Origin of the sequence: Streptomyces sp. NPDC050287, assembly GCF_044459385.1 — a bacterium.
GTDB lineage: Bacteria > Actinomycetota > Actinomycetes > Streptomycetales > Streptomycetaceae > Streptomyces.
Genome location: NZ_JBITIY010000022.1, coordinates 54,748 through 78,037, shown reverse-complemented (window position 1 = coordinate 78,037; position 23,290 = coordinate 54,748). Strand labels below are relative to the sequence as shown.

Annotated in this window: 22 protein-coding genes; 16 read left to right on the top strand and 6 right to left on the bottom strand. The window is 69.5% G+C overall.

Going from position 1 to position 23,290, the window contains the following annotated elements; all coding sequences use genetic code 11:
• Positions 1 to 64 precede the first annotated feature (64 nt).
• The 4 genes from ACIBK3_RS43525 to ACIBK3_RS43510 all read left to right on the top strand — a co-directional run bounded on the left by ACIBK3_RS43525 (position 65) and on the right by ACIBK3_RS43510 (position 4,715).
• Entirely contained in the window at positions 65 to 1,282 is a 1,218-nt protein-coding gene (locus ACIBK3_RS43525) for an allantoate amidohydrolase (RefSeq protein WP_399373978.1), read from the top strand.
• Positions 1,279 to 2,643 (top strand): formimidoylglutamate deiminase, encoded by a 1,365-nt coding sequence (locus ACIBK3_RS43520; RefSeq protein WP_399373927.1) that lies wholly within the window; start codon positions 1,279 to 1,281, stop codon positions 2,641 to 2,643. Before ACIBK3_RS43525 ends, ACIBK3_RS43520 begins: the two co-directional genes overlap by 4 nt.
• Before the next feature lie 38 nt (positions 2,644 to 2,681).
• A complete protein-coding gene (hutI, locus tag ACIBK3_RS43515) occupies positions 2,682 to 3,854 on the top strand; it encodes an imidazolonepropionase (protein ID WP_399373926.1) in 1,173 nt (390 codons plus the stop codon).
• Between the two features lie 165 nt (positions 3,855 to 4,019).
• Complete coding sequence (locus tag ACIBK3_RS43510) at positions 4,020 to 4,715, top strand: alpha/beta fold hydrolase (protein WP_399373924.1); 696 nt, start codon at positions 4,020 to 4,022, stop codon at positions 4,713 to 4,715.
• A 24-nt stretch (positions 4,716 to 4,739) separates the two neighbouring features.
• Here the strand turns inward: ACIBK3_RS43510 and ACIBK3_RS43505 are convergent, their stop codons facing one another.
• Both ACIBK3_RS43505 and ACIBK3_RS43500 read right to left on the bottom strand, forming a co-directional pair.
• Entirely contained in the window at positions 4,740 to 4,940 is a 201-nt protein-coding gene (locus tag ACIBK3_RS43505; protein ID WP_399373922.1) for a DUF397 domain-containing protein, read from the bottom strand.
• Between the two features lie 9 nt (positions 4,941 to 4,949).
• Positions 4,950 to 5,801, bottom strand: coding sequence for a helix-turn-helix domain-containing protein (locus tag ACIBK3_RS43500; RefSeq protein WP_399373921.1), 852 nt, complete (start codon positions 5,799 to 5,801; stop codon positions 4,950 to 4,952).
• Positions 5,802 to 5,994: 193 nt separating this feature from the next.
• Here ACIBK3_RS43500 and ACIBK3_RS43495 point away from each other — a divergent pair, with 193 nt between their 5' ends.
• From ACIBK3_RS43495 to ACIBK3_RS43480, 4 genes are all read left to right on the top strand, one after another.
• Positions 5,995 to 6,447, top strand: a complete 453-nt coding sequence (locus tag ACIBK3_RS43495) for an ATP-binding protein (RefSeq protein ID WP_399373919.1) — start codon at positions 5,995 to 5,997, stop codon at positions 6,445 to 6,447.
• Between the two features lie 495 nt (positions 6,448 to 6,942).
• Complete coding sequence (locus ACIBK3_RS43490) at positions 6,943 to 8,766, top strand: reverse transcriptase domain-containing protein (RefSeq protein ID WP_399373918.1); 1,824 nt, start codon at positions 6,943 to 6,945, stop codon at positions 8,764 to 8,766.
• Between the two features lie 128 nt (positions 8,767 to 8,894).
• Positions 8,895 to 9,830 (top strand): hypothetical protein, encoded by a 936-nt coding sequence (locus tag ACIBK3_RS43485; RefSeq protein ID WP_399373917.1) that lies wholly within the window; start codon positions 8,895 to 8,897, stop codon positions 9,828 to 9,830.
• Between the two features lie 3 nt (positions 9,831 to 9,833).
• A complete protein-coding gene (locus ACIBK3_RS43480) occupies positions 9,834 to 10,094 on the top strand; it encodes a hypothetical protein (RefSeq protein WP_399373916.1) in 261 nt (86 codons plus the stop codon).
• Positions 10,095 to 10,121: 27 nt separating this feature from the next.
• Here ACIBK3_RS43480 and ACIBK3_RS43475 read toward each other — a convergent pair whose 3' ends face one another.
• Both ACIBK3_RS43475 and ACIBK3_RS43470 read right to left on the bottom strand, forming a co-directional pair.
• The gene (locus tag ACIBK3_RS43475) at positions 10,122 to 11,765 is read right to left on the bottom strand and encodes a ricin-type beta-trefoil lectin domain protein (protein WP_399373914.1); all 1,644 of its coding nucleotides are present in this window, start codon (positions 11,763 to 11,765) and stop codon (positions 10,122 to 10,124) included.
• A 250-nt stretch (positions 11,766 to 12,015) separates the two neighbouring features.
• Positions 12,016 to 12,945, bottom strand: coding sequence for an RNA polymerase sigma factor SigF (locus tag ACIBK3_RS43470; protein ID WP_399373913.1), 930 nt, complete (start codon positions 12,943 to 12,945; stop codon positions 12,016 to 12,018).
• Positions 12,946 to 13,183: 238 nt separating this feature from the next.
• Here ACIBK3_RS43470 and ACIBK3_RS43465 point away from each other — a divergent pair, with 238 nt between their 5' ends.
• The 6 genes from ACIBK3_RS43465 (at position 13,184) to ACIBK3_RS43440 (ending at position 18,715) form a co-directional block, all read left to right on the top strand.
• Complete coding sequence (locus tag ACIBK3_RS43465) at positions 13,184 to 13,579, top strand: STAS domain-containing protein (protein ID WP_399373976.1); 396 nt, start codon at positions 13,184 to 13,186, stop codon at positions 13,577 to 13,579.
• Between the two features lie 226 nt (positions 13,580 to 13,805).
• Positions 13,806 to 14,342: an ATP-binding protein gene (locus ACIBK3_RS43460; protein ID WP_399373911.1), complete on the top strand. Its 537-nt coding sequence runs from the start codon at positions 13,806 to 13,808 to the stop codon at positions 14,340 to 14,342.
• A 209-nt stretch (positions 14,343 to 14,551) separates the two neighbouring features.
• Positions 14,552 to 15,268 carry an LPXTG cell wall anchor domain-containing protein gene (locus tag ACIBK3_RS43455; RefSeq protein ID WP_399373909.1) on the top strand — a complete coding sequence of 239 codons (717 nt, stop codon included), beginning with the start codon at positions 14,552 to 14,554 and terminating at the stop codon, positions 15,266 to 15,268.
• A gap of 32 nt (positions 15,269 to 15,300) precedes the next feature.
• Positions 15,301 to 16,200, top strand: a complete 900-nt coding sequence (locus ACIBK3_RS43450) for a hypothetical protein (RefSeq protein WP_399373907.1) — start codon at positions 15,301 to 15,303, stop codon at positions 16,198 to 16,200.
• Positions 16,197 to 17,360: a hypothetical protein gene (locus tag ACIBK3_RS43445; RefSeq protein ID WP_399373905.1), complete on the top strand. Its 1,164-nt coding sequence runs from the start codon at positions 16,197 to 16,199 to the stop codon at positions 17,358 to 17,360. Before ACIBK3_RS43450 ends, ACIBK3_RS43445 begins: the two co-directional genes overlap by 4 nt.
• Positions 17,357 to 18,715 (top strand): hypothetical protein, encoded by a 1,359-nt coding sequence (locus tag ACIBK3_RS43440; protein WP_399373904.1) that lies wholly within the window; start codon positions 17,357 to 17,359, stop codon positions 18,713 to 18,715. The genes ACIBK3_RS43445 and ACIBK3_RS43440 overlap by 4 nt, the downstream gene beginning before the upstream one ends.
• Before the next feature lie 92 nt (positions 18,716 to 18,807).
• Here ACIBK3_RS43440 and ACIBK3_RS43435 read toward each other — a convergent pair whose 3' ends face one another.
• The gene (locus ACIBK3_RS43435) at positions 18,808 to 20,346 is read right to left on the bottom strand and encodes a peptide MFS transporter (RefSeq protein WP_399373903.1); all 1,539 of its coding nucleotides are present in this window, start codon (positions 20,344 to 20,346) and stop codon (positions 18,808 to 18,810) included.
• A gap of 321 nt (positions 20,347 to 20,667) precedes the next feature.
• Here ACIBK3_RS43435 and ACIBK3_RS43430 point away from each other — a divergent pair, with 321 nt between their 5' ends.
• Complete coding sequence (locus ACIBK3_RS43430; RefSeq protein WP_399373901.1) at positions 20,668 to 21,345, top strand: response regulator transcription factor; 678 nt, start codon at positions 20,668 to 20,670, stop codon at positions 21,343 to 21,345.
• A gap of 52 nt (positions 21,346 to 21,397) precedes the next feature.
• Positions 21,398 to 22,675, top strand: a complete 1,278-nt coding sequence (locus ACIBK3_RS43425) for an ATP-binding protein (protein ID WP_399373899.1) — start codon at positions 21,398 to 21,400, stop codon at positions 22,673 to 22,675.
• Between the two features lie 63 nt (positions 22,676 to 22,738).
• Here the strand turns inward: ACIBK3_RS43425 and ACIBK3_RS43420 are convergent, their stop codons facing one another.
• Positions 22,739 to 23,278, bottom strand: coding sequence for a GtrA family protein (locus ACIBK3_RS43420; protein WP_399373898.1), 540 nt, complete (start codon positions 23,276 to 23,278; stop codon positions 22,739 to 22,741).
• Positions 23,279 to 23,290 lie beyond the last annotated feature (12 nt).

The window sequence follows — 23,290 nt, the reverse complement described above, 5'->3', positions numbered from 1 at the left end:
GCCTGACCGTTCCGGCGCGCGAAACGGCTCTGCACACGCTGTCGTCGGTGGTTCCTTCCAGTCCATGTGGCGCGAACTGCTCCCCCTCGGCCGCCACCCCGACTCCGGCGGCTACCGCCGCTACGCCTGGACCGCCGCCGACACCGAATGCCGGGCCTGGTTCAAGCAGCAGGCCGAGGCGCGCGGGCTGGCCTACGAGCTCGACCGGAACGGGAACCAGTGGGCCTGGCTCGGCGATCCGGCCGCGGGGGACGCCGTCGTCACCGGGTCCCACCTCGACTCCGTTCCCGATGGCGGGGCCTTCGACGGGCCCCTCGGGGTGGTGTCCTCCTTCGCCGCGCTCGACGAACTGCGCGCGCGGGGCGTCACGTTCACCAGGCCGCTCGCGATCGTCAACTTCGGTGACGAGGAGGGCGCCCGGTTCGGGCTCGCCTGCGTCGGGTCCCGGCTCACCGCCGGGCAGCTCACCGTCGAACAGGCGCACCTGCTGACCGACGGGGACGGGGTGACCCTGCCGCGCGCCATGGAGGCCGCCGGATACGACCCCGACGCCATCGGAGCGGACCCGGAGCGGCTCGCCCGGATCGGTGCCTTTGTCGAGCTGCACGTCGAGCAGGGGCGGGCGCTGGACCTCAGCGGCGACCGGGTCGGCATCGCGAGCGCCATCTGGCCGCACGGGCGCTGGCGGTTCGACTTCCGCGGCGCGGCCAACCACGCGGGGACGACCCGGCTGGCCGACCGGCGGGATCCCATGCTGCCGTACGCCGAGACGGTGCTCGCCGCCCGCCGCGAGGCCCGGCTCGCCGGTGCCGTCGCCACCTTCGGCAAGATCGCCGTCGAGCCCAACGGCGTCAACGCCATCCCTTCCCTGGTGCGCGGCTGGCTCGACTCCCGCGCCGCCGACCAGGAGTCCCTCGACACCGTGGTCGCCGGGATCGAGGAGGCGGCCCGCGCCCACGCGCGGGAGCACGGTGTCGACCTCGACATCGTCCGGGAGTCCTTCACGCCCGTCGTCGAGTTCGACCACGCCCTGCGCGACGAACTCGCCCGCATCCTGGGCAAGGACACCGACCTCGAGGCCACCCACCTCAAGGTCCCCGTCCTCGGCACCGGTGCCGGGCACGACGCCGGGATCCTCTCCGGACGCATCCCGACCGCCATGCTGTTCGTACGCAACCCCACCGGCGTCTCGCACTCCCCGGCCGAGTTCGCCGCGGAGGACGACTGCGTGGCCGGGGTACTCGCACTCGCCGACGTACTGGAAGGGCTGGCCTGCAGGTGACCGATAGCCGCACGTACTGGCTGGAGCACGCCTGGCTCGGCACGCACGTCGAGCCGGGTGTGGCCGTCACGGTGTCGACAAGCGGCTCCGCCGCGGCGGCGGACGGCCGGATCACCGCCGTCCGGACCGACACCCCCGCCCCGCCCTCCGGCGCCGAAGTCCTGCGCGGCCTCACCCTCCCCGGCCTCGCGAACGCCCACTCGCACGCCTTCCACCGCGCCCTGCGCGGCACCGTCCAGGTCGGCTCCGGCACCTTCTGGACATGGCGCGAGCTCATGTACTCGTTCGCCGACAAGCTGACCCCCGAGACCTACCTCGCCCTGGCCCGGGCCGTGTACGCCGAGATGGCCCTGGCCGGCGTCACGGCCGTCGGCGAGTTCCACTACGTGCACCACGCCCCCGGCGGCACCCCGTACGCCGACCCGAACGCGATGGGTGAGGCCCTGATCCAGGCCGCCGCAGACGCCGGTGTCCGGATCACCCTCCTCGACACCGCCTACCTGTCCTCCGGCTTCGGGCAGCCGCCCAACACCCACCAGCTCCGCTTCTCCGACGGCAGCGCGGACGCCTGGGCCGAACGCTGTTCAGTTCTCAAGGAACGGGATCACGCACGGATCGGAGCGGCGATCCACTCCGTGCGGGCCGTGCCCGCCGGCCAGCTGGCGACGGTGGCGCGGTGGGCCGAGGAGCGGCGGGCCCCGCTCCATGTGCACCTGTCCGAGCAGACCGCTGAGAACGACGCCTGCCAGGCCACCCACGGGTGCACACCCACCCGGCTCCTCGCCGACCACGGTGTCCTCGGGCCGCGCACCACCGGCGTCCACAACACGCACCTCACCGACGAGGACATCGCCCTGCTCGGCGGCTCCGGCACCGGCACCTGCATGTGCCCCACCACCGAACGCGACCTCGCCGACGGCATCGGCCCCGCGGTCGCCCTCCAGCGGGCGGGCTCCCCGCTCTCCCTCGGCTCCGACAGCCACGCCGTCATCGACCTGTTCGAAGAGGCGCGCGCGATGGAGCTGAACGAGCGGCTGCGCACCCGCACCCGCGGCCACTGGACCGCCGCCGCGCTGCTGCGGGCCGCCTCCGCCGACGGTCACGCCGCCCTCGGCTGGGACACCGCGGGCGCCATCGAGCCCGGCGCGCTCGCCGACCTCACGACGATCGCGCTCGACTCGGTCAGAACAGCCGGGCCGGTGCCCAGGCTCGGCGCCGAGACGGCCGTATTCGCGGCGACCGCGGCGGACGTACGGCACACGATCGTGGGTGGACGGCACGTCGTACGCGACGGGGCGCACACACTGGTACCGGACGCGCCGCAGGCGCTGGCGGCCGCGGTCGAAGCCCTGCGCTCCTGAAACCCACCGACGCCCGAGCCCGCACCCACGAGGACACGATGAGCAGCAGCACTGTCATCACCAACATCGCCACGCTGGTCACCAACGACCCCTCCCTGGGTGACGGTTCTCCCCTCGGTCTGATCCAGGACGCGGCCGTCGTCATCGACGGCGACCGCATCGCGTGGACCGGTGAGACAAGCAAAGCACCCGCCACTGACAACCGGGTCGACGCCGGCGGCCGGGCGGTCCTGCCCGGCTTCGTCGACTCGCACTCCCACCTGGTCTTCGCGGGCGACCGCACGCAGGAGTTCAACGCACGGATGTCAGGACGGGCCTACAGCGCCGGCGGCATCCGTACGACCGTCGCGGCGACCCGCGCGGCGACGGACGCCGAACTGGAGGCCAACCTCACCCGCTACCTCGCCGAGGCCCTCCGCCAGGGCACGACCACCTTCGAGACCAAGTCCGGCTACGGCCTGACGGTCGCCGACGAGTCCCGCGCGCTGCGCATCGCCGCCGCCCACACGGACGAGGTCACCTACCTCGGCGCCCACATCGTGTCGCCCGACTACGCCGAGGACCCGGCCGCGTATGTGGCCCTGGTGTCCGGAGAGATGCTCGACGCCTGCGCGCCGTACGCCCGTTGGATCGACGTCTTCTGCGAGAAGGGCGCCTTCGACGGCGACCAGGCGAGGGCGATCCTCGCCGCCGGCAAGGCGAAGGGGCTCCACCCGCGCATCCACGCCAACCAGCTGTCGTACGGCCCGGGTGTGCAGCTCGCCGTCGAACTGGACGCGGCCAGCGCCGACCACTGCACCCACCTCACGGACGCGGACGTCGACGCGATGGCCGGTGGCAACACCGTGGCGACGCTCCTCCCCGGCGCCGAGTTCTCCACGCGCGCCGCCTGGCCGAACGCCCGCCGCCTCCTCGACGCGGGCGTCACGGTCGCGTTGTCGACGGACTGCAACCCGGGCTCGTCGTTCACCTCGTCCGTCCCGTTCTGCATCGCGCTCGCGGTACGGGACATGGGCATGACCCCGGACGAAGCGGTGTGGTCGGCCACGGCGGGCGGCGCGCGGGCGCTGCGCCGGGAGGACGTCGGCCGCCTCACCTCCGGCGCTCGCGCCGACCTGATCCTCCTTGACGCCCCGAGCCATGTGCACCTGGCGTACCGGCCCGGGGTACCTCTGGTTCGTCAGGTGTGGCGAAACGGCGTCCGAGTGTGAGGGAAGGGCCCCGACCGCGGCCACCTCGTCGCACTCTCCGAGACCCTGCGGCATGAGCGACCCCAACCGATCCATGCGTTGTCTCTCATTGCTCTGCCACAGACCTCCTAAACAGAACTGAATTCACTTAAGCTTCGGTCGAAGTCGTTGACGAGGAGGTCAACCATGGCGTTCGTTCTCATCCACGGTGCGAGCTTCGGTGCGAACTGCTGGGACGAGCTGATCCCGCACCTCGGTGCGGAAGCGTTGGCGGTCGATCTTCCGGGGCGAGGGAGCAGGGCCGAAACCGACCTGGGCACGGTCACTCTCGCGGACTGCGCCGACGCGGTCCGGGAGGACGTCGAGGCAAAGGACCTGCGGAACGTTGTACTCGTCGGTCACTCCTTCGCGGGAGTCACGATCCCGCGCGTCCTGGACCTCATACCCGACCGGATCCGCCACGTCGTCCTCGTGTCGGCCGTGGTGCCGACGGACAGAACCCGGGTGCTTGACCAGATCGATCCCGAAGTGCGGCACCTGGTGGAGCAGTCCATCGCCGACGGCGTCTACCACCAGACCCGCGAGGGCGCCGCCGTCATGCTGTGCAACGACATGGACGAGGCGACCGCCACGTCCACCCTGGACCGGCTTGCCGACGATTCCGCCGCCCTGCTGAGCGAGACCGTGGACCTGAGCGGTTACAGACGCGAGATCCCCCGGACGTACGTGCACCTCACGCGGGACCGATGCTACGTCGAGGAACTCCAGCAACGGTCCATCGCGCTGCTTCGGCCCGACGTCATCGATCTCGACACCGGTCACATGGCAATGATCAGTGCGCCCGAAAAGCTTGCCTCCGTGCTCAACACCATTCACGGCTGATCGCCGTGGCTTCACCTTGTGTGATCAGGAGGCTGTGCGGAACAGGCCGGCCTTCACGCCGCGTATGAGGTTCGCCAACGGGGCGGTGGTGGTGATGAGTTCGGTGTCGGGGGTGTCGCTCTCGCGGAGGTGGAGGGTGGTGGGGGCGGCGGCGAGTTCGACGCAGGTGTTGCCGTCGCCGCCTTCAGAGAAGGAGGACTTCTGCCACTGGACGGCCTGGGCCATGCTGACGCCTCACAGTTCCTTTGCGATTCGGTGAATGAAGTCCCGGGATGCAGCCGGGCCAAGTGCTGTCTTCTCCACCTTATGGAACAGCTGTCGGAAGCGTTCCAGCTGGGATCCGGTGTCCACGAAGGCTGTCCCATGGGGTGAGTCCCGGAGCACTGTGTCCAGCCGGGCGAGCGGTCCGCCGACGTACATCATCGCGCTGCTGGCACCGGCGAATCCATCCGTGTCGAACGGGACGACGCGTACCGTTGCCCGTTCTTCCTCTATGTTGCGGATGACTTCGAGGAGTTGGGCACGGGCGACCTTGCGGTCGGCGACGCGGATCCGCAGCGCCGCCTCGTGGATGACTGTCTCGTACGTCGCTGCGTTCTCGCCTTCGAGAGCCTTTCTGCGCTGCATGCGATGTTCGACGCGGGGGGTCAGTTCGCTCGGAGGCAGCTCCGGGACCATGTACCCGAAGACGGCGCGGGCGTAGTCCGGGGTCTGCATGAGCCCCGGTACGTGGGTGATCACGACCTCGCGCAAGAAGGTCGCGTGATGTTCCAACTCGGCCACGTCAAGGAAGACCGGCGGTAGCACGCCTCGGTACTCCTCCCACCAACCCCGGGTCCGATCGACCGCCATTGTCACCAAGGCTTCGACCAGCGCTTCGTCCGCGCAGGCGCAGTGCGCCGCCAGCCTGCGCAGGCGCTCCTCGCTGATGCCGGAGCTGCCTGCCTCGATCTGGCTCATGTGTGTCGAGCTCGAATTCAGCAGGCCTGCGACCTCCTTGGCTGACAACCCCGCTGCCTCCCTCAGCCTGCGTAGCTCGGCGCCCAGGCGCACTTGGCGCGCGGTGGGCTGGTTCCGCATGGTCATCCGGGCAACTGCCTCTCTGCGACTCCTCGTTCGGGTGTCAGATTACGCGAGTGGCTTGCAAGGGTAGGAATTACTACCCTACCGTCTGTGATGCGACGCACACGCTGCGGAAGCGCACCACTCCGTCCTGCCATGACGGCTGCGGCAATGCCACCGCACTCACATCCCCCGAACCCCCACCTGGAGCTGCCGCATGCCCGAAATCGAAACCGGAACCGGAACCGAGTCAGAACCCTGGGAATACTCCCTCTCCATCCCGCACGACCCCCGCGCCGTCACCGTCTGCCGCCGCACCCTCCGTCTGATCCTCACCCTGCACGGCCTGATCCGCCTCGCAGACACCGCCGAACTCCTCGCGACCGAGCTGGTCGCCAACGCCGTACTCCACACGAAGGGCCCCGCGAACCTCCGCGTCCGCTGGTCGGCGGGCGTGCTGCGGATCGGTGCGTGGGATGCGGACCCCGAACCCCCCGAACCGCCCGGTGAGTTGCTGGACCTCATGGACGCCGAGGCGGGCAGGGGCCTTGCACTGGTCCGCGCCTGCGCCGACCTGTGGGGCTGGCAGCCGTTGTCGAGGAACGGCAGCCGCGGCAAGTACGTGTGGTGTGAGTGCGCCCTGGAGGCGCCTGAATGTATCCCCGGCTGAGCCGGGAGGGATTTGGAGGATATCCCTGGGTCCAATGACTTACCTGAAGTCGAAAGACAGAGGGGACCGTAGCATGTCAGGAAAGCGGTGACCGGGTCCAGGTATTAGGGACGGTGCATCGCGAGACCCGCGCGACATGGCGAAAGCTGGATTGCCTGAACCCCAATCTCCAGTCGACTAAAAGACAGGTCCGCCGGAAAGATACCTGATGCCGGCGCCGTTCTCTGCACGGGCTATGTTGCACGGCCCGTGCAACTCCAGGGGACGGGGCGATTCCCAGTGAGGGAATTCAAGGAGATGAATGGGGCGCCTAAATCGCGCTAGAACGTACATTCAGACGAAACAGGGGATCACCTAAAGGGCGCGAGCCCCATGGTGACGGAGTGCCCGTAGTAGTCGCAGAAGTAACGACCTGCCAAGGAGTCCGGGAAAACCGGAAACAGGGCGAAGGGGCACAGGTGATGTGGGATCAAACAAGACCGGGAGGTATGCGAAATGCAGAACGCCGAAGCGGTGCTTGAGATCCTCCGTGAACGCGGCAGGCGGAACCTGCCATGCAATGAGCTGTATCGACAGATGTTCAACCCGCAGTTGTATCTGATGGCCCACGGACGCATCTACTCCAACCAGGGGGCGATGACGCCCGGGGTCTCAGGGGAAACCGCAGACGGCATGTCACTGGACAAGATTGAACGCATCATCGATGCGCTACGTCACGAGCGCTTTCAATTCGAGCCAGTGCAGCGGACCTACATCCCGAAAAAGAACGGGAAGAGGAGACCGCTGGGCCTGCCGTCATGGACGGACAAACTGGTCGGCGAGGTGATGCGCCTCCTGCTGGAGGCGTACTACGAGCCGCAGTTCTCCGACCACTCCCACGGCTTCCGTCCCGACCGAGGCTGCCACTCGGCACTACGCCAAGTGGCAGTGGTGTGGACAGGGACAACCTGGTTCATCGAGGGCGACATCTCCCAGTGCTTCGACTCACTTGACCATCAGGTGATGCTCGGAATCCTGGCTGAAAGAATCCACGACAACCGGTTCCTGCGACTCGTGCAGAACATGCTCCGAGCCGGATACCTGGAGGACTGGACATGGAACGCCACCCTCAGTGGCACACCACAAGGTGGGGTTCTCTCACCCATCCTGTCCAATATCTATCTGCATAAGCTGGACACATTCGTCGAAACAGTCCTCATGCCGGAATACACCCGTGGAAAGCTCAGGGCGAGGAACCCTGAGTACCGCGAGGTCGAAGCGGCCATCCTGCGGGCACGCAGGCGCGGAAACCGCGCCGAAGTGCGCGCTCTGCGCAAGCGGCAGCACAGCCTCCCGAGCCAGGACATGTCCGACCCGGGATATCGCCGCCTACGCTATGTGAGATACGCCGACGACATCCTAATCGGGTTCACCGGACCGAAGGCTGAAGCTGAGGAAATCAAACAGCGCATGACTCAGTTCCTGCGAGACGATCTCAAGCTGGAACTGTCACAGGAGAAAACACTGATCACCCACGCCGGAACCGGCAGGGCGAGATTCCTCGGATACGAGATCACGATCCACAAGAACGACAGCAGGGCAGAACGGAGAACAGGCCGCAGGCGCAAGCGTCGGTCGGTCAACGGCACCGTTGAACTGCACGTCCCGAAGGACGTGATCAAGGCCAAATGCACCCCGTACCTGAAACGCGGAAAATTCGCGCGACAGACCTCGATGCTCAACTACGACGACTACACCATCGTCAGCATCTACGGCGCCAGGTACCGCGGAATCGTTCAGTACTACCTGCTCGCCGGTGACGTCTTCCGACTGAACCGGTTGCACTGGGTCATGCAGTCCTCGCTGCTGTGCTCCCTGGCGAACAAGCATCGCTCGACCATGTCGAAGATGGCCCGCAAGTACAAGGTCACCATCGACACCCCGGCCGGGCCTCGCAAGTGTCTCCAGGCCAGCATCACCCGTGCCCCGAGCAGGAAACCGCTGATCGCACAGTTCGGTGGCATTCCACTCAAACGGCAGAAGTCCGCAGTCCTGAAGGACCGCGACCCTGCCCACAGTCCCCCTCGTCGGCGTGAGCTGACCAGGCGGCTGCTGGCAGGCTTCTGCGAACTCTGCGGACAGACCGAGAAGATCCAGGTCCACCAGATCCGCAAGCTCGCAGACCTCGACCGGCTCGGGCAGGAACAACCCAACTGGGCAGCCCTCATGGCCAGGAAACGACGCAAGACACTCGTGGTCTGCTCAACCTGCCACGACGGCATCCACGTTGGACGCGAAGCCGCAGCTCACGGCAGTCACTGGAGAGCCCGTTGCGATTAACGTCGCACGACGGGTTCGGGAGGAGGTCGCTGGGAAAAGGGGCAGCTCCGCTGCCACCTCGCCCGGCGGCCCACCTCACCCTGGTCGCCGCCTAGATCGTTGATCACGTCAGACAGGAAGGAGAGCTGATGGTCGGCTCGTCGCACGAAGCCCTGCATCGGATCTTCCAGAAGGATCCCGCGCTGCTGACTCGTGCCCTGCAAGACGTCTTGCACATCCCGTTTCCCGAGCCGCGCGAGTTCGCTGCGATGAACGTCGACCTCACCGAGATCGAGCCGGTCGAGCGACGTGTGGACACGCTGTTGCGGGCGGAGACCGACGAGGGGGCCTACCTCTTGGTCGTCGAGTCGCAGGGCCAGCCGGACGAGAGGAAACGCGGCAGCTGGCCGTACTACCTCAGCTACCTGTACGAGAAGTTCCGCTGTGAACCCGTACTCATCGTCATCACCCAGAACAGCGCCACGGCTCGCTGGGCGGCGGAGCCCATTCATCTCGGCGTGCGCGGGTGCCCTTCGCTGACTGTGCGCCCGTTCGTGCTGGGGCCGGGCAATGTGCCCGTGATCGCAGACCAGCGGGAGGCCGAACGGGACGTACCCCTTGCGGTGCTTTCGGCGATGACACATGGTCGCGGCCCGCAGGCCGCCGCCATACTGGAGTCCCTGGCAGCCGCCCTGCGGACCATCGACGCGGACAGCGCCGCGGTCTTCGTGCAGTTCGTCGACTCATGCCTGGCAGACCGCCAGGCCCAGCAGATGTGGAGGGACCTGATGACAGCGATCCAGTACTTCTGGCGGCACCCGCTGGCGGAGCAGGTGCGTGAGGAAGGCCGGGAGGAAGGACGGGAGGAAGGACGAGAGGAAGGACGAGAGGAAGGACGAGAGGAAGGACGTGCCTTGGAGAGGGCGCAGATGATCCTTCGCAGTCTCCGGCATCGCCGGATCGATGTCCCCGATTCCGTCCGCGAGCGCATCCTCTCCACCACCGACATGGATGAACTCGATATCTGGCTGGACCGTTCCTTCCAGGTCACCGAAGCGGCGGAGCTGTTCGGCGAGGGTTTCTGAGCCGTGACAGGGATCGACTACTTCTGGCGGCACCCGCTGGCCGAGCAGGTGCGCGAGGAAGGCCGGGAGGAAGGCCGAAGGGAGGGCCGGGCTCAAGAGCGAGCCGAGGGTGTTCTGCGTGTCCTCCGGTGGCGTCAGATCGGCGTGCCCGACGAGGTTCGCGACCGTGTCCTCTCCTCAACCGACCTGGACCGACTCGAAACCTGGCTTGACCGTTCCTACCAGGTCACCGATGCCTCGGAGCTGTTCGCCGAGCGCCTCTGACAGGCCCGGTCGCCGAGTGGGGGTGCCTCAACTCGCCCCCGCCCGCCATCGCTGCCCCGCGCCCCCGCTCAACGCCACCAGCGACACCCCGGCACCCCCATTACCGCCATCCGGAGTGATCGCCGTCTCGATCGCGATCGCCGGTCGGATCACGCCGTCGCTGTCCACGGTGAACCGCAGATTCTCGCCGTGACTCCCGTCGACCGAGTCGCACTCCCAGATGCCGACGCCCTTGTCCACGTCACCCCGGCTGTCCAGGCAGAAGTCGGAGTCTGCCGACGACTGCACGACACCCCGGTCCGCGTCGACGCGCCAGCGCTGGGTCGAGGCGGCGGTGCAGGGGGCGGTGACGACATCCGTGCCGTTCTTGAGGTCGCCGTCGACGTCCAGGCAGCGGCCCGAGGCGAGGTTCACCACCTGGGCGTAGGCGCTGCCCGGCGGGGGAGGCGGTGGAGGCGGTGGCGTGCTGCGCGTCGGGGACGGGCTCGCGGACTTGGTCGGTTGCGGTGGGGGCGAACTTCTCGTCGGGGACGGCGGCTTGCTGGTCGCGGAGGGGGACGGGGGCGGCGAGGGCGTCGCGGTCACCGTCACCCGGGGTGGAGTCGTCGGCGTGCTCACCTCGGCGCCCGCCGCGTCGCCGGACGGTGAGCCGTTGCCCTGCGTGAGCAGGAGTATCAGCAGCGGGGCGAGGGCGACACCGAGGGCCGCCGAGGCGAGCGCGAGGCGTCTGGACGGTGGCCAGATGCCGGCCGGCGTGCGGGATCCGCTACCGCTCCGGATACCTGCCGCGCGCGAAGCACCACCGCCGCGTCGCCCCGCCCGCCGGGACCCGTCACCCGGTCCCGCCGCCTCACGTGCTCCGTACGCCGTCCCCGCCCACGGCAGCAGGCCCTCCGCCAGCGCCGTGCGCGGGGTGTCGCGCAGGGAGGTCAGTTCCTCGTACGCCGTCGTGCAGGTGGCGCAGTGCGCCATGTGGGCGTCCAGGTCGGGGCTCGCGCGCGGGGTCTCCGGCCGTACCGCCTCCTCGATCAGGCGGCGGAAGTCGCCGCAGCGGGCATCGTCGGACGCGGCGAGGCGGGCGCGGAGGCAGGCCTGGGCCATGGCCTGGAGGGCCTGGTCCGTGCCGTAGGTGACGTCCTCTCGGGTGAGGCCCAGGTAGGCGGCGGTGCGGTCCGTCGGCTCCCGCTCGACGACGCCGTACCAGATGAGGCCCTGCGCCCGGGAAGGGAGGGACTGGAAGGGCGCGAGCAGGGGTGGGGGAGGGCCGTCGGGGAGCGCGGTGTTCAGGACCCGCAGCAGGCCCGGGTCGAGGCCCGCCGATCGCTCGTCCACCGCCCAGGACGCGGCCACCCGCCCGGTCAGCAGCAGGAGCCGGTGGCGCCACGGGACGCCGGGGTCGGTGCCCCGGGCCGTCTCGCGGGCCGCGAGCGTGAACGCCTGGGCCGCCAACTGCCGTGCCGTCGACTCGCTGGTCGCGCACAGGCGGGCGTAGGCGAGGACGGACGGGCGATGCCGGGCGCGGAGCTCCTGGAGGCCCAGGTAGGCGGTGGCCGTGTCGGCGCGCAGGAGTTCGGTGAGGCGTGCGTCAGAGGCGCCCGCGTACACAGACGTGCTCCCATGGGAACCGCCCGCGTTCCCGACCTCGTCGTCGGTCCCGTCGGCCCGAGCCATCCGCCCGCCTCCTGCCACCCTGCCGCCGCCCCGTCCGGCCGTCCTGACGTACCAGCCAGTCGGTGAAGGGTGCCCATAGTGATGGACGGGGGCCTTGGGGGAAAGGGGTTCCCCCGGGTAACAGCAAGCTTTCAGCCGACGGCTCCGCAGGGGCCCGCCGCACGGCAACCCGGGCCGGAGCGGCCCGGGTTGCCGTGCTGGCGGATGTGCGACCCCGGCGGACGCCACCGTCACTCCTCGGACATCACCGTCACTCCTCGACGGTCAGGCCCTTGCGCAGCTTCACCAGCGTCCGCGACAGCAACCGGGACACGTGCATCTGCGAGATGCCGAGTTCGTCGCCGATCTCGGACTGGGTCATGCCCGCGACGAAGCGCAGGGACAGGATCGTGCGGTCCCGGGAGGGAAGTTCGGCGATCAGGGGCTTCAAGGACTCGACGTACTCGATGCCTTCGATTCCGTGGTCCTCGTAGCCGATACGGTCCGCGAGGGCGCCCTCGGCGTCGTCCTCCTCCGGCTGGGCGTCCAGCGAGGAGGCGGTGTACGCGTTCGACGCGGCCATGCCCTCGACGACCTCTTCCTTCGACAGGTCGAGGCGCTCCGCGAGTTCGCCCACCGTCGGCGCGCGGTCGAACTTCTGGGCCAGCTCGTCACCGGCCTTGGCCAGGTCGAGCCGCAGTTCCTGGAGCCGGCGCGGGACGCGTACGGACCAGGAGGTGTCGCGGAAGAAACGCTTGATCTCGCCGACGATGGTTGGCATCGCGAAAGTGGGGAACTCCACTCCCCGGCTGAGTTCGAAGCGGTCGATCGCCTTGATCAGGCCGATGGTGCCGACCTGGATGATGTCCTCCATCGGCTCACTGCGGGAGCGGAAGCGGGAGGCGGCGAACTTCACGAGGGCGAGGTTGAGTTCGACGAGCGTGTTGCGGACGTACGAGTATTCGTGGGTGCCTTCTTCCAGCGATTCCAGCCGCGCGAAGAGGGTCTTGGACAGGGCCCGTGCGTCCACCGGCCCCACCTCGTCGTAAGGCGGGATCTCCGGGAGGCCGGCGAGTACGTCGTCCGCGTCGGGACGTACGTCGCTGTCGTGCCCGATGGGATCCAGATGTTCCGGGGGGGATGTCGACGTCGCCTGATGGGTATGCGATGCGTCGAGCCGGGGTGACATGATGTCCTCCATCGTTCTCGGCATAAGGCTGCCGAAGCCAGTTCCGTGCACTGCGGTGTGCGGCGCCTCCAAAGCCGGCCGTGTCGGGTGCGTGTACTTACTAGCCCTACCCGCTTTCCCGAGCCCTCCGCAAGTGTGTTCTGTTGGTATATGTCCGTTTGCGTGTGATTGTTCGGGTGTCGGGGAGTGTGGAGAAGGCGTAGTGTTCGAGGGCGTCATCAGCAGCCACGACGTCGGGAGAGAGAGACGCATGGACCGCGGGACAGTCGGCAGCGCACAGTCGGGCCGGCTTCTGGTGGAGGTGCGAGAAGAGGGCTCTAGTGCTGTCGTGACCCCGGCGGGTGAGTTGGATCACCACACCGCCGATCTGTTGCGCGAGCCCCTCGACGACTGCCTCGCCAAGGGATTCAGCCGACTGGTGGTCGACTGCTCACGCCTGGAGTTCTGCGACTCCACAGGGTTGAACGTGCTGCTGGGTGCGCGACTGAAGGCGGAGGCGGCCGGGGGTGGGGTGCATCTGGCGGGGATGCTGCCCGTTGTGTCGCGAGTCTTCGAGATTACGGGGGCGGATGCGGTCTTCACTGTCCATGACACCTTGGAAGCGGCTCTGGCCGGCGAGCCGGGCGAGGCCGAAGAGGCCGGTTGAGTGGCCGGGCCGGGCTGATGCCTCGCTCCTCCCCCCTGGGCCGTCGCTTTCGGGTCGGCACGCCTTCGTGTCGAAAGACAGGGGTGTTCGACCGGTCGGCTCGGGCAGGAGACATCCGTACTGACTGTGTGGGAACCCGGTGACCGTGCGGGAGTCCGATCGGTCGTACCGGCTGAGCAGTGATGTTGAGAATCGTGAACTGGTGAATCGGTGAGGTGAAGCGCTGATGAGCACCACCCGGCCTTATCCGCCGGGCGACCGCGGCCCGGAGCCCAGCGGCGCTTCCGGGGCGTCCGAGGGAGGCGTGCCGGCGACCGGGGCGTCCGGTGGGGGCGCGGCCGTGTCGTCGGGGGGACGTCAGGTCCGCAGACTGAGCTTCCGTGGCGAGAGCGGGGTCGTGCCGCTCGCCCGCGACTTCACCCGCCAGGCGCTGTACGCGTGGGGCTGGCTGCCCGCCGCCACCGCCGACCAGCGGGCCGCCGCTGAGGACGTGCTGCTCGTCGTGTCCGAACTGGTCACCAACGCCTGCCTGCACGCCGAGGGGCCGGACGAGCTGTGGATCGCCTGCGACAACAAGGTGATCCGCGTCGAGGTCTCCGACAAGGGCACCGGCCAGCCGGCCCCGCGCACCCCGCACCGCGCCGGCCGCCCCGGCGGTCACGGCATGTTCATCGTGCAGCGGCTGTGCCTGGACTGGGGCGTCCTGCGCGCCCCGGGGGTCGCCGGCAAGACGGTATGGGCCGAGCTGGGCGCACCTGCGTAGCCCCGGGCAGCCCTGGGACCTGCGACCTAGGGTTACCCGCGGTTCGACCTGACCTCCGACTCTTCTTCGTACGTCACGTCACCCGCGCCGGATCACCACAGATCCGGCGCTCCCTGTGTCTTCCCTCCTCCGGGCCCCGGGCGTACCTTGACGGCCGATCTGATGTGCCGTCAGGAACCTTCAGGAACGCCTGCAGGAATGAGGGGACAGTGTCGAACCGGACGTACCAGAAACGAACCGCCGCGCTCGCGTCCGTCGCGGCCCTGGCCGGCTCGGCGGTGCTGATGGCCGCCCCCGCAGCCCACGCCGAGGTCGTCGACGTCAACTACCGGTGCGAGACGCCGATCGGGGTCAAGACCGCCGTCTCGCCCATCGACATCAAGAGCGTCAAGAGCGGCGCCGGCTACAAGCTCACCATGTCGTGGCAGAAGGGCGTCTCCTCCAGCCCGGTCGAACTGGGCAAGGGCGCGATGAACCCGAGCGCCACCGTCAAGCTCGGCGGCGCCGACAGCGGGACGGTGAACGTCACCGGGCCCGCCAACCAGGAGGCGATCCCCGCCAACACACCCATCAAGGTCAGCGACCTGTCGGGGACGTACACCCCGAAGAAGAGCGGCAAGGTCACCTTGACGGCGGGCGTCCTCACCATCAAGGCGCTGGGTACGACGACCACCTGCACACCGACGAACAACCCGAAGCCGTCCCTGTCCCTGGACGTGACGGCGGCGGGCGGGGGTTCCTCGGGCGGCACCCAGGGCGGTAGCGACTCGGGGAGTGACGCGGGCAGTGACTCCGGCGCCGCGCTCCCGCAGACCGGTCCCGAGGACTCCGCGATCGCCCTCGGCACGCTCGGCGGCACGGTGCTGCTCTCGGGCGCGGCCGGGGTGCTGTGGCTGACCCGGCGGAACCAGGCGGCCCGCCGCTGATCCCTCGTTGGTGACGACCGCCGGAGCCGCCCATGCCGTCCACCGACCGAGCCCTCAGCGTCCTGTGCCTGTCCCTGCTGACGCTGCTCGCCACCGCTTCCGCCGCGCTCAGCGCGCCCACCGCGCATGCAGCCCCGGCTGCCTCCGCGGCCCCGGTCGCCGACGGCTGGTCCCTCGCGCCGTCCGGCGGCGGCCGGCCCGCCTTCTACGCCGAGGGCGCGCCCGGGACGGTCCTGCAGGACACGGTGTCCGTGACCAACCGGAGCGGGAGAGCGGTCACCGTACGGCTGAGCGGCACCGGCGTGGCGATCTCCTTCGCCGGGCCGTCCGTCCGGGTGCCCGCCCGCACCCGCGCCGACGTGCCCTTCACCGTGAGCGTCCCCGAGGACGCCGCCCCCGGCGACAGCTCCGGCGCGATCGTCGCCCGCGACACCGACGGCCGGTCCCGGACCGTGCCGCTCACGCTCCGCGCCGACGGGCCGGAACTGTCCGCGCTGACTGTCGAACACGTCACCGTGCACGGTGACCGCATCGCGTACGAGCTGGTCAACCGGGGTACGACCGTCCTCGTACCGACCCTCGCCGTGCGGGCGGACGGACTGTTCGGCCCGGTCCTCGACCGCGCCCCGCGCACCCTGCCCGTCGAACTGGCCCCCGGCCGCCGCCTCCGCCTCACCGAGCCGTGGCCGAGCCGGCCCGCCCTGGACGCGGTCGACGTCCGGCTGACGGTGACGGCCGGCGGCGGAGCACAGGACACCGCCCTCGTACCGGCGCGGTTCGTGCCGTGGGGTGCGGTGGCGGGCGCGGGGAGCGCGGTGGCGGCGGGCGGTGCCCTCGTCGTCGTACGGCGGCGTGGACGCCGTAGCGACAAAGGCGGCGGGGCGGCCCCCTGCCCGGACCACCAAGCCGAGTTGACGGGAGCGAGCACGTGATCGGGAGGGTACGGATTCCGGTGCTGGCGCTGCTGCTCGCACTGCTCCTGACGCCTTGGGCGGGCGTCGCCGCGGCGGCCGACGGGCCGAGTGTGAAGCTGTCCGCGTCGCAGGCGGGGACCGGGGGTTCGATCACCGTCACCGGCAGCGGGTGGCGGGAACGGGCACTGCTGATGATCCTGGTCTGCGGGCAGGCCGAGCCGTCCCGGGGAGTGGTCGGCGGCACCAACTCCTGCGCCAACGCGGACGGCCGGGCCGTGACGACCGACGGTCAGGGCCGGTTCAGCCGGAAGCTGCCGGTGGCCGAGCCGCCGGTGCCGTGTCCGTGCGTGGTGCACGTGGCGACGGTGACCGGGGCGAAGGCCGAGGCCGACGCGGTCTTCCAGGTCGCCGGGCACGCCGTCGAACCGCTGCCCGCGGAACCGGCCGGCGGACGCCTGTCCGTGCTCACGGACACCCGGCTCGACGGTTCCGGCGGGCTGCTGACCTGGTTCGGGGCGCCGCCCGCCCGCACCCTCGTCCTGACCGTCGGCAACGTCGGGACCTCCGCCGTCAAGGACCCCGTCTTCCAGGTCGGCACCTCCCACGGCGTGTTCGCCCCGCAGTGGGAGGAACAGCAGTGGCGCGGCACGATCCAGCCGGGCAGGAAGGCGCGGATCGAACTGCCCGTCGAGCTCACGGGCGGCGCGCACGGCGACTACACCGTCTCCCTCAAGTACGGCGGGAAGGTCCTCGCCGAGCAGCCCTGGGGCGTGGGGCGGCCCTGGGGCGTGACCCTGTTCTGGGTCCTGGTCGGCCTGGTCGTACCGGCCGCGGTGTTCCGGGCCGGCATGGCGGTCGTGGACCGTGTCCGGCCGCGCCGGGCCGGCGGGATCCGGCACCGGGGCATCGGACTGCCGCTGTCCGAACTCGCCCTGCGCCTGCCCGGGTTGAAGCCCTCCGAGGCCGCGCACCGGGCACCCCCATCCGCTTCGACCCTGCCGTGGTTCACCCCGGACGCCGATCCGGGTACGGCCGGTCGACTCTCCGCACCGCACGACGACAGTCCGACGAGTCCTACGGCTCCGACGAGTCCCTCGACTCCCACGGGTCCTGTGACTCCGACGAGTCCTGGGACTTCCACGAGTCCTACGACTCCCACCAGGAAGGGACCGACGTGAGCGAGCGAAGGAGAGTCCTGCCGGCCGGCAGACGGAGAGGAACGGGTGCCGCGGGCCTCGCGCTGGTGCTGGGCGGGGCCGGGGCCCTGCTCGGGGTGGCCGTGGGTCCGGCGCAGGCCGCGGAGGTGACGTACGCGACGAGGTGCGTCCCGCCCGCCGGGATCGGGCTCGACCCGATCGACGGCACCACCAAGGTGGAGATCACCGCACCGGTCACCGCGAAGGTCGGCGAGGAGGTGCAGGTGGTCTGGAAGTTCGTGCAGGCCGCCTCGAAGAACCCGGACATCATCGACCTGCCGGCGAACTCCGTCCAGCCGTCGGGGACGCTGAAGGTCGCCGGGGCGCAGTCCGCCGACGTGGCGATGCGGGGGCCGCGGGAGAACCCGGCGATCCCCAAGGGCGGGGCGATGGTGCTGTCCGACATGAAGGGCACGCTGAAGCCGACCGCGCCGGGGCAGTTGACGCTGACGCCGGACGCGTACGTCGTCAACGCCATGTCGACGGACACGAAGTGCGCGCCGACGGCGGCCGTGCAGCCGGCCGCGACCATCAACGTGACGGCGGGGGAGGGGAGTCCGCCGCCGAGCGGGACCCCTGACCCGACCGGCAGTACGTCCCCGACGCCGACGCACACACCGAGCGGGACACCGACCGCCTCCGAGAGCGGGAGCGGGGGCACGGACACCGGGGGTTCCGGCGGCGGTGCCGGGCAGACCGACTTCACCGGCAAGGCCGTCCAGGTGCCGTACGCCTGCAAGACGCCCATCGGCGACAAGGACGCGACCTCGCCCGTGCAGATCAACGCCAGGAAGAGCGGCGGGAGTTTCGATCTGACCGTACGGTTCGAGAAGTCGGTGATGGACAGCCCGGCCGACATTCCGGCGGGCTCGGTGAAGCCGTCGATGGAGGTGGTCCTGGGCGGCTCCGACAAGGGCACGGTGCATGTGGAGGGCCCGGTGAACGCGGGGGCCATCAAGTCGGGCGACCCGATCGCGATCCCGGACCTGACGGGGACGTACAAGCCGGGGGCGAGCGGTGAGTCGACGCTGTCGCCGGGTGTCCTGACGGTCAAGGCCCTGGGCACGACCACGACGTGCACACCGACGAAGTCGGAGGTCTCGCTCACGCTGAACACGGAGGAACAGGCGAGCGGGGCGTCCGGCGGAGGCTCGGCGGGCTCCTCCGGTTCCGGTGGTTCCTCGGGCGGTTCCTCCGGTACGACGCCCAACGGGGGACTGGCCGAGACGGGCGCGGAGAGCAACGGTGCCCTGAAGGCGCTGGGACTGGTGGCCGGGACCGCGGTCCTCCTGGGCGGCGCGGTGTTCACGTTCATGCCGGGCCGGAGGGCGCGGTAGCCGGCCTGGAGAGGCGCGGGGACCGTGCGAAGAGAGGTCGTCGCACCCACGTGGGTGCGACGACCTCCGTCACCTCAGCCAGGCGGCAGGTCTCAGCGAACATCCCCCATCAGCGACTTCACCTTCCGCCGGTACATCCACACCGCGAACCCGGCCAGCGCGGCCAGCGCCGCCTCCCCGAACACCGCGGGCGTGCCGCTGAGGTCGACACCGGCGACGGCCGGGTTGGACAGCAGACCCGTGACCGAGTCGCCCGCGGTGACCGCGAGGAACCAGACGCCCATCATCTGGCTTGCGTACTTCGCCGGGGCCATCTTCGTCGTCACCGACAGGCCCACCGGGGAGAGGCACAGCTCACCGACGGTCTGGATGAAGTAGATGCCCACCAGCCACATCGGGCTGACCGCGGTGCCGTTCGCCGCCATGCCGAGCGGGATCAGGAAGAAGAAGAACGACACCCCGACCAGGACCAGACCCATCGAGAACTTCACGATGGTGCTCGGCTCCTTGCCGTTCCGGTTCAGCCACACCCAGAGGAAGGCGAACACCGGGGCCAGCGCCATGATGAACAGCGGGTTCAGCGACTGGTACCAGGAGGACGGAAAGTCGAATCCGAGCAGCGAGCCGGCGGCCTTGCCCTCGCCGAACGCCTGGACGGTGGAGGCGCCCTGGTCGTAGATCATCCAGAACACGGCGGCCGCGACGAAGAACCAGATGTAGCCGGTCATCTTCGACTGCTCGCTTGCCGAGAGTTCCTTGTCCCGCTTGATGCGCAGCAGCACGCCCGCCGGGACGACCAGACCGATGACGGTGAGCGGGATCATCGCCCAGTTCAGGGTGAAGTGGCCGGTGACGCCGACGACGCCGTAGAAGACGGCCGCCGCGATCACCCAGATCAGACCCTTGCGGAGCCAGGCCGCGCGCTCCTCGGCCGCCAGCGGCTTGGGGACGACGCTGCTCTTCGGGCTGAGGTTGCGGGTGCCGAGCAGGAACGCGGCGAGGCCGATCGCCATGCCGACCGCGGCCATGCCGAAGCCCAGGTGCCAGTTGACCTCCTGGCCGACGGTGCCGATGGCCAGCGGGGCGAAGAACGCGCCCACGTTGATGCCCATGTAGAAGATCGTGAAGCCGCCGTCGCGGCGCGGGTCGTCCGGGCCGTCGTACAAGTGGCCCACCATCGTGGAGATGTTGGCCTTGAGCAGACCCGAACCGACCGCGACCAGCGCCAGGCCTGCGAAGAACGGTGCCTGACCGCCGGGCAGGGCCAGCACGAGGTGGCCGGCCATGATCGTGACGGCGGCGATGGCCACCGTCCTGCGCGGGCCCCAGAGGCGGTCACCGAGCCAGCCGCCGGGCATGGTGAGCAGGTACACCATCGCCGAGTAGACGGAGACGATCATCGTGGTGGTGGCCACGTTCATGGCCAGACCGCCGCCCATGCTGCCCTTGCCGGCGTCTGGGCCGCCGGACAGCAGGTAGACGGCGAGGAGGGCCTTCATGCCGTAGTAGGAGAATCGCTCCCACATCTCGGTCATGAAGAGAGTGGCCAGTCCGCGGGGGTGGCCGAAGAAGGTCCGCTCGGAACCGGGGGTGCCCGGAGTCACCGAGCCCTTCGTCAGGCTGGACGCCATGGTCGATCCTTGCTGGGGTGCTTTCCTTTCGAGGCCGGCGGGTGACCGGCCCAGCACACAAAAGAGACCTTCAGCGTCAACTCCTCGCCAAAGGTCCCCGCGGTGCTACAGGCTTTCATTCACCATACGGCAGGACAGAAGCGGAAATGGAAGGACTTGAGAGGTGAATCACAGGTGAGAAGGGAACCGTACGCACCCTTTCCAAGGTCTCCGCGGAGTTATCACCCCACAGGCACAGGTTCGCATCAGTAAGCCGAAAGGTAAGAAGGACCGACTGTCGATCACACCCAGCTCCTGGCCTGCGCGGACTACCATCACCTCATGACCCGTGTACTGCTCGCCGAGGACGACGCGTCCATTTCGGAGCCGCTGGCCCGCGCACTGCGCCGGGAAGGGTACGAGGTCGAGGTGCGTGAGGACGGCCCCACCGCGCTCGACGCCGGAGCGCAGGGCGGCGTCGACCTGGTCGTGCTCGACCTGGGGCTGCCCGGAATGGACGGCCTCGAAGTGGCCCGCCGGCTGCGCGCCGAGGGCCTCACCGTGCCGATCCTCATCCTGACCGCGCGGGCCGACGAGGTGGACACCGTCGTCGGCCTCGACGCGGGCGCCGACGACTACGTCACCAAGCCCTTCCGGCTCGCCGAACTGCTCGCCCGGGTCCGGGCACTGCTCCGGCGCGGCGCCGCCGAACCCGCCCAGGCACCGGCCACCCACGGGGTGCGGATCGACGTGGAGTCGCACCGGGCATGGATGGGGGACGAGGAGCTCCAGCTCACCGCCAAGGAGTTCGACCTGCTGCGGGTCCTGGTGCGCGACGCGGGACGGGTCGTGACCCGCGACCAGCTGATGCGGGAGGTCTGGGACACCACGTGGTGGTCGTCGACCAAGACGCTCGACATGCACATCTCGTGGCTGCGGAAGAAGCTGGGCGACGACGCGGCGAACCCGCGCTACATCGCCACCGTGCGGGGTGTGGGTTTCCGGTTCGAGAAGAGCTGAGCCCCCGCCCGCGCCCCCCGGGAAGGCGTCCCACCGGCACAGGTAAGAGGTCATGCGCCGTCGACTGATCCAGTCCACCCTCGCCGTGGTGCTCGTCGTCATCGCGGTGTTCGGCGTGTCCCTCGTCATCGTCGAGACCCGCACCATCTCCACCAGCGCCCAGGAGAAGGTGGACTCCGAGGCGCAGCGACTGGCCAGCATCGTCGAAAGCCGGCTGATCGCCTCCGGGACCGTCGACGCGAGGGTGCTGCGGGGCCAGGTCGCGCCGGAACGGTACGCCGTGATCCGGATCCCCGGGAAGCCCGACATCGAGGTCGGCACCCGGCCGGTCGGCGACGTCATACGGGGCCAGGCGGAGGGCGAGAAGGGCGAGACCGTCCTCGTCGAGGAGCCGCGCTCCTCGGTGACCAAGGAGGTCGGCCGGACCCTGCTGATCATCGGGCTGGTGGCGCTGCTCGCGGTGATCGCCGCCGTACTGCTCGCGATCCGCCAGGCCAACCGGCTCGCCTCCCCGCTCACCGACCTCGCGGAGACCGCCGAACGCCTCGGCTCGGGCGATCCGCGCCCCCGGCACAAGCGGTACGGCGTCCCCGAACTGGACCGGGTCGCCGACGTGCTGGACTCCTCCGCCGAGCGCATCGCCCGCATGCTCACCGCGGAACGCCGGCTCGCCGCCGACGCCTCCCACCAGCTCCGTACGCCGCTGACCGCGCTGTCGATGCGGCTGGAGGAGATCACCCTCACCGACGACCCGGACACGGTGAAGGAGGAGGCGAACGTGGCCCTGACCCAGGTCGAGCGGCTCACGGACGTGGTCGAGCGGCTGCTCACCAACTCCCGCGACCCGCGCACCGGTTCCGCCGTCACCTTCGACCTCGACAAGGTCATCCAGCAGCAGCTCGCCGAGTGGCGCCCCGCCTACCGCAGCGCCGGCCGGGCCATCGTCAGCTCCGGGAAGCGGCACCTGACGGCGGTCGGTACGCCGGGCGCGGTCGCACAGGTGCTGGCCGCGCTGATCGAGAACTCCCTCATGCACGGCGGCGGCACGGTGGCGCTGCGCACCCGCGTCACCGGCAACCAGACGGTCATCGAGGTCACCGACGAGGGGCCCGGGGTGCCCGCCGACCTCGGGGCGCGGATCTTCGAGCGGGCGATCAGCGGCCGCAACTCCACCGGCATCGGACTGGCGGTGGCCCGGGACCTCGCGGAGGCCGACGGGGGCCGCCTGGAGATGCTCCAGACCCAGCCGCCGGTGTTTGGCCTGTTCCTGTCGCGTACGCCGGCGAGGAAACCACCGGTACCGGACGACGGGGAGCCGACGGTCCGCTGAGGCCGGAGAACGAGGGAACGGGGTACGGGAGCCGACGGTCCGCTGGAGGGCCGGAGAACCGGGCTACGGGAGGGGCTGCTTCGTCCGCCGCTTCTTCACTTCCGTCGCCAGGAACGATTCCGCGCTCGCCACCGCCTCTTTGGCGGGCAGCGCCTTGAACACCCAGGTGCGGTACGACCAGAAACGGAACAGGGTCGCGACGCCGATGCCGACGAACTTGAAGATGTTGCTCTGGAGCGGGCTGTCCCAGCCGAAACCGTACGTCGCCGTGTAGAGCAGACCGTTCTCGATCACCAGGCCGACCGCGCTGAACAGCAGGAACAGTGTGAGTTCCTTGGTACGGCCGCCCTTGTCGCGGTCACGGTAGGTGAAGTACCGGAAACCCACATAGTTGAAGGCGATGGCCACGACGGTCGCGATGACACTCGCCCGAACGACCTGCAGATGGGTCGAGTTCCGGACCAGGTTGAACACGAGCAGGTTGACCAGCACCCCCGCGCCGCCCACCGCGCCGAACTTGGCGGCCTCACGCAGGAGCCGGTCGATCCGCTGCCGCGCCGCACTGCGCGGCGTCGTAGAGAGCCTTGAGGAACCACGTCCCATGGCTTTCCAGGC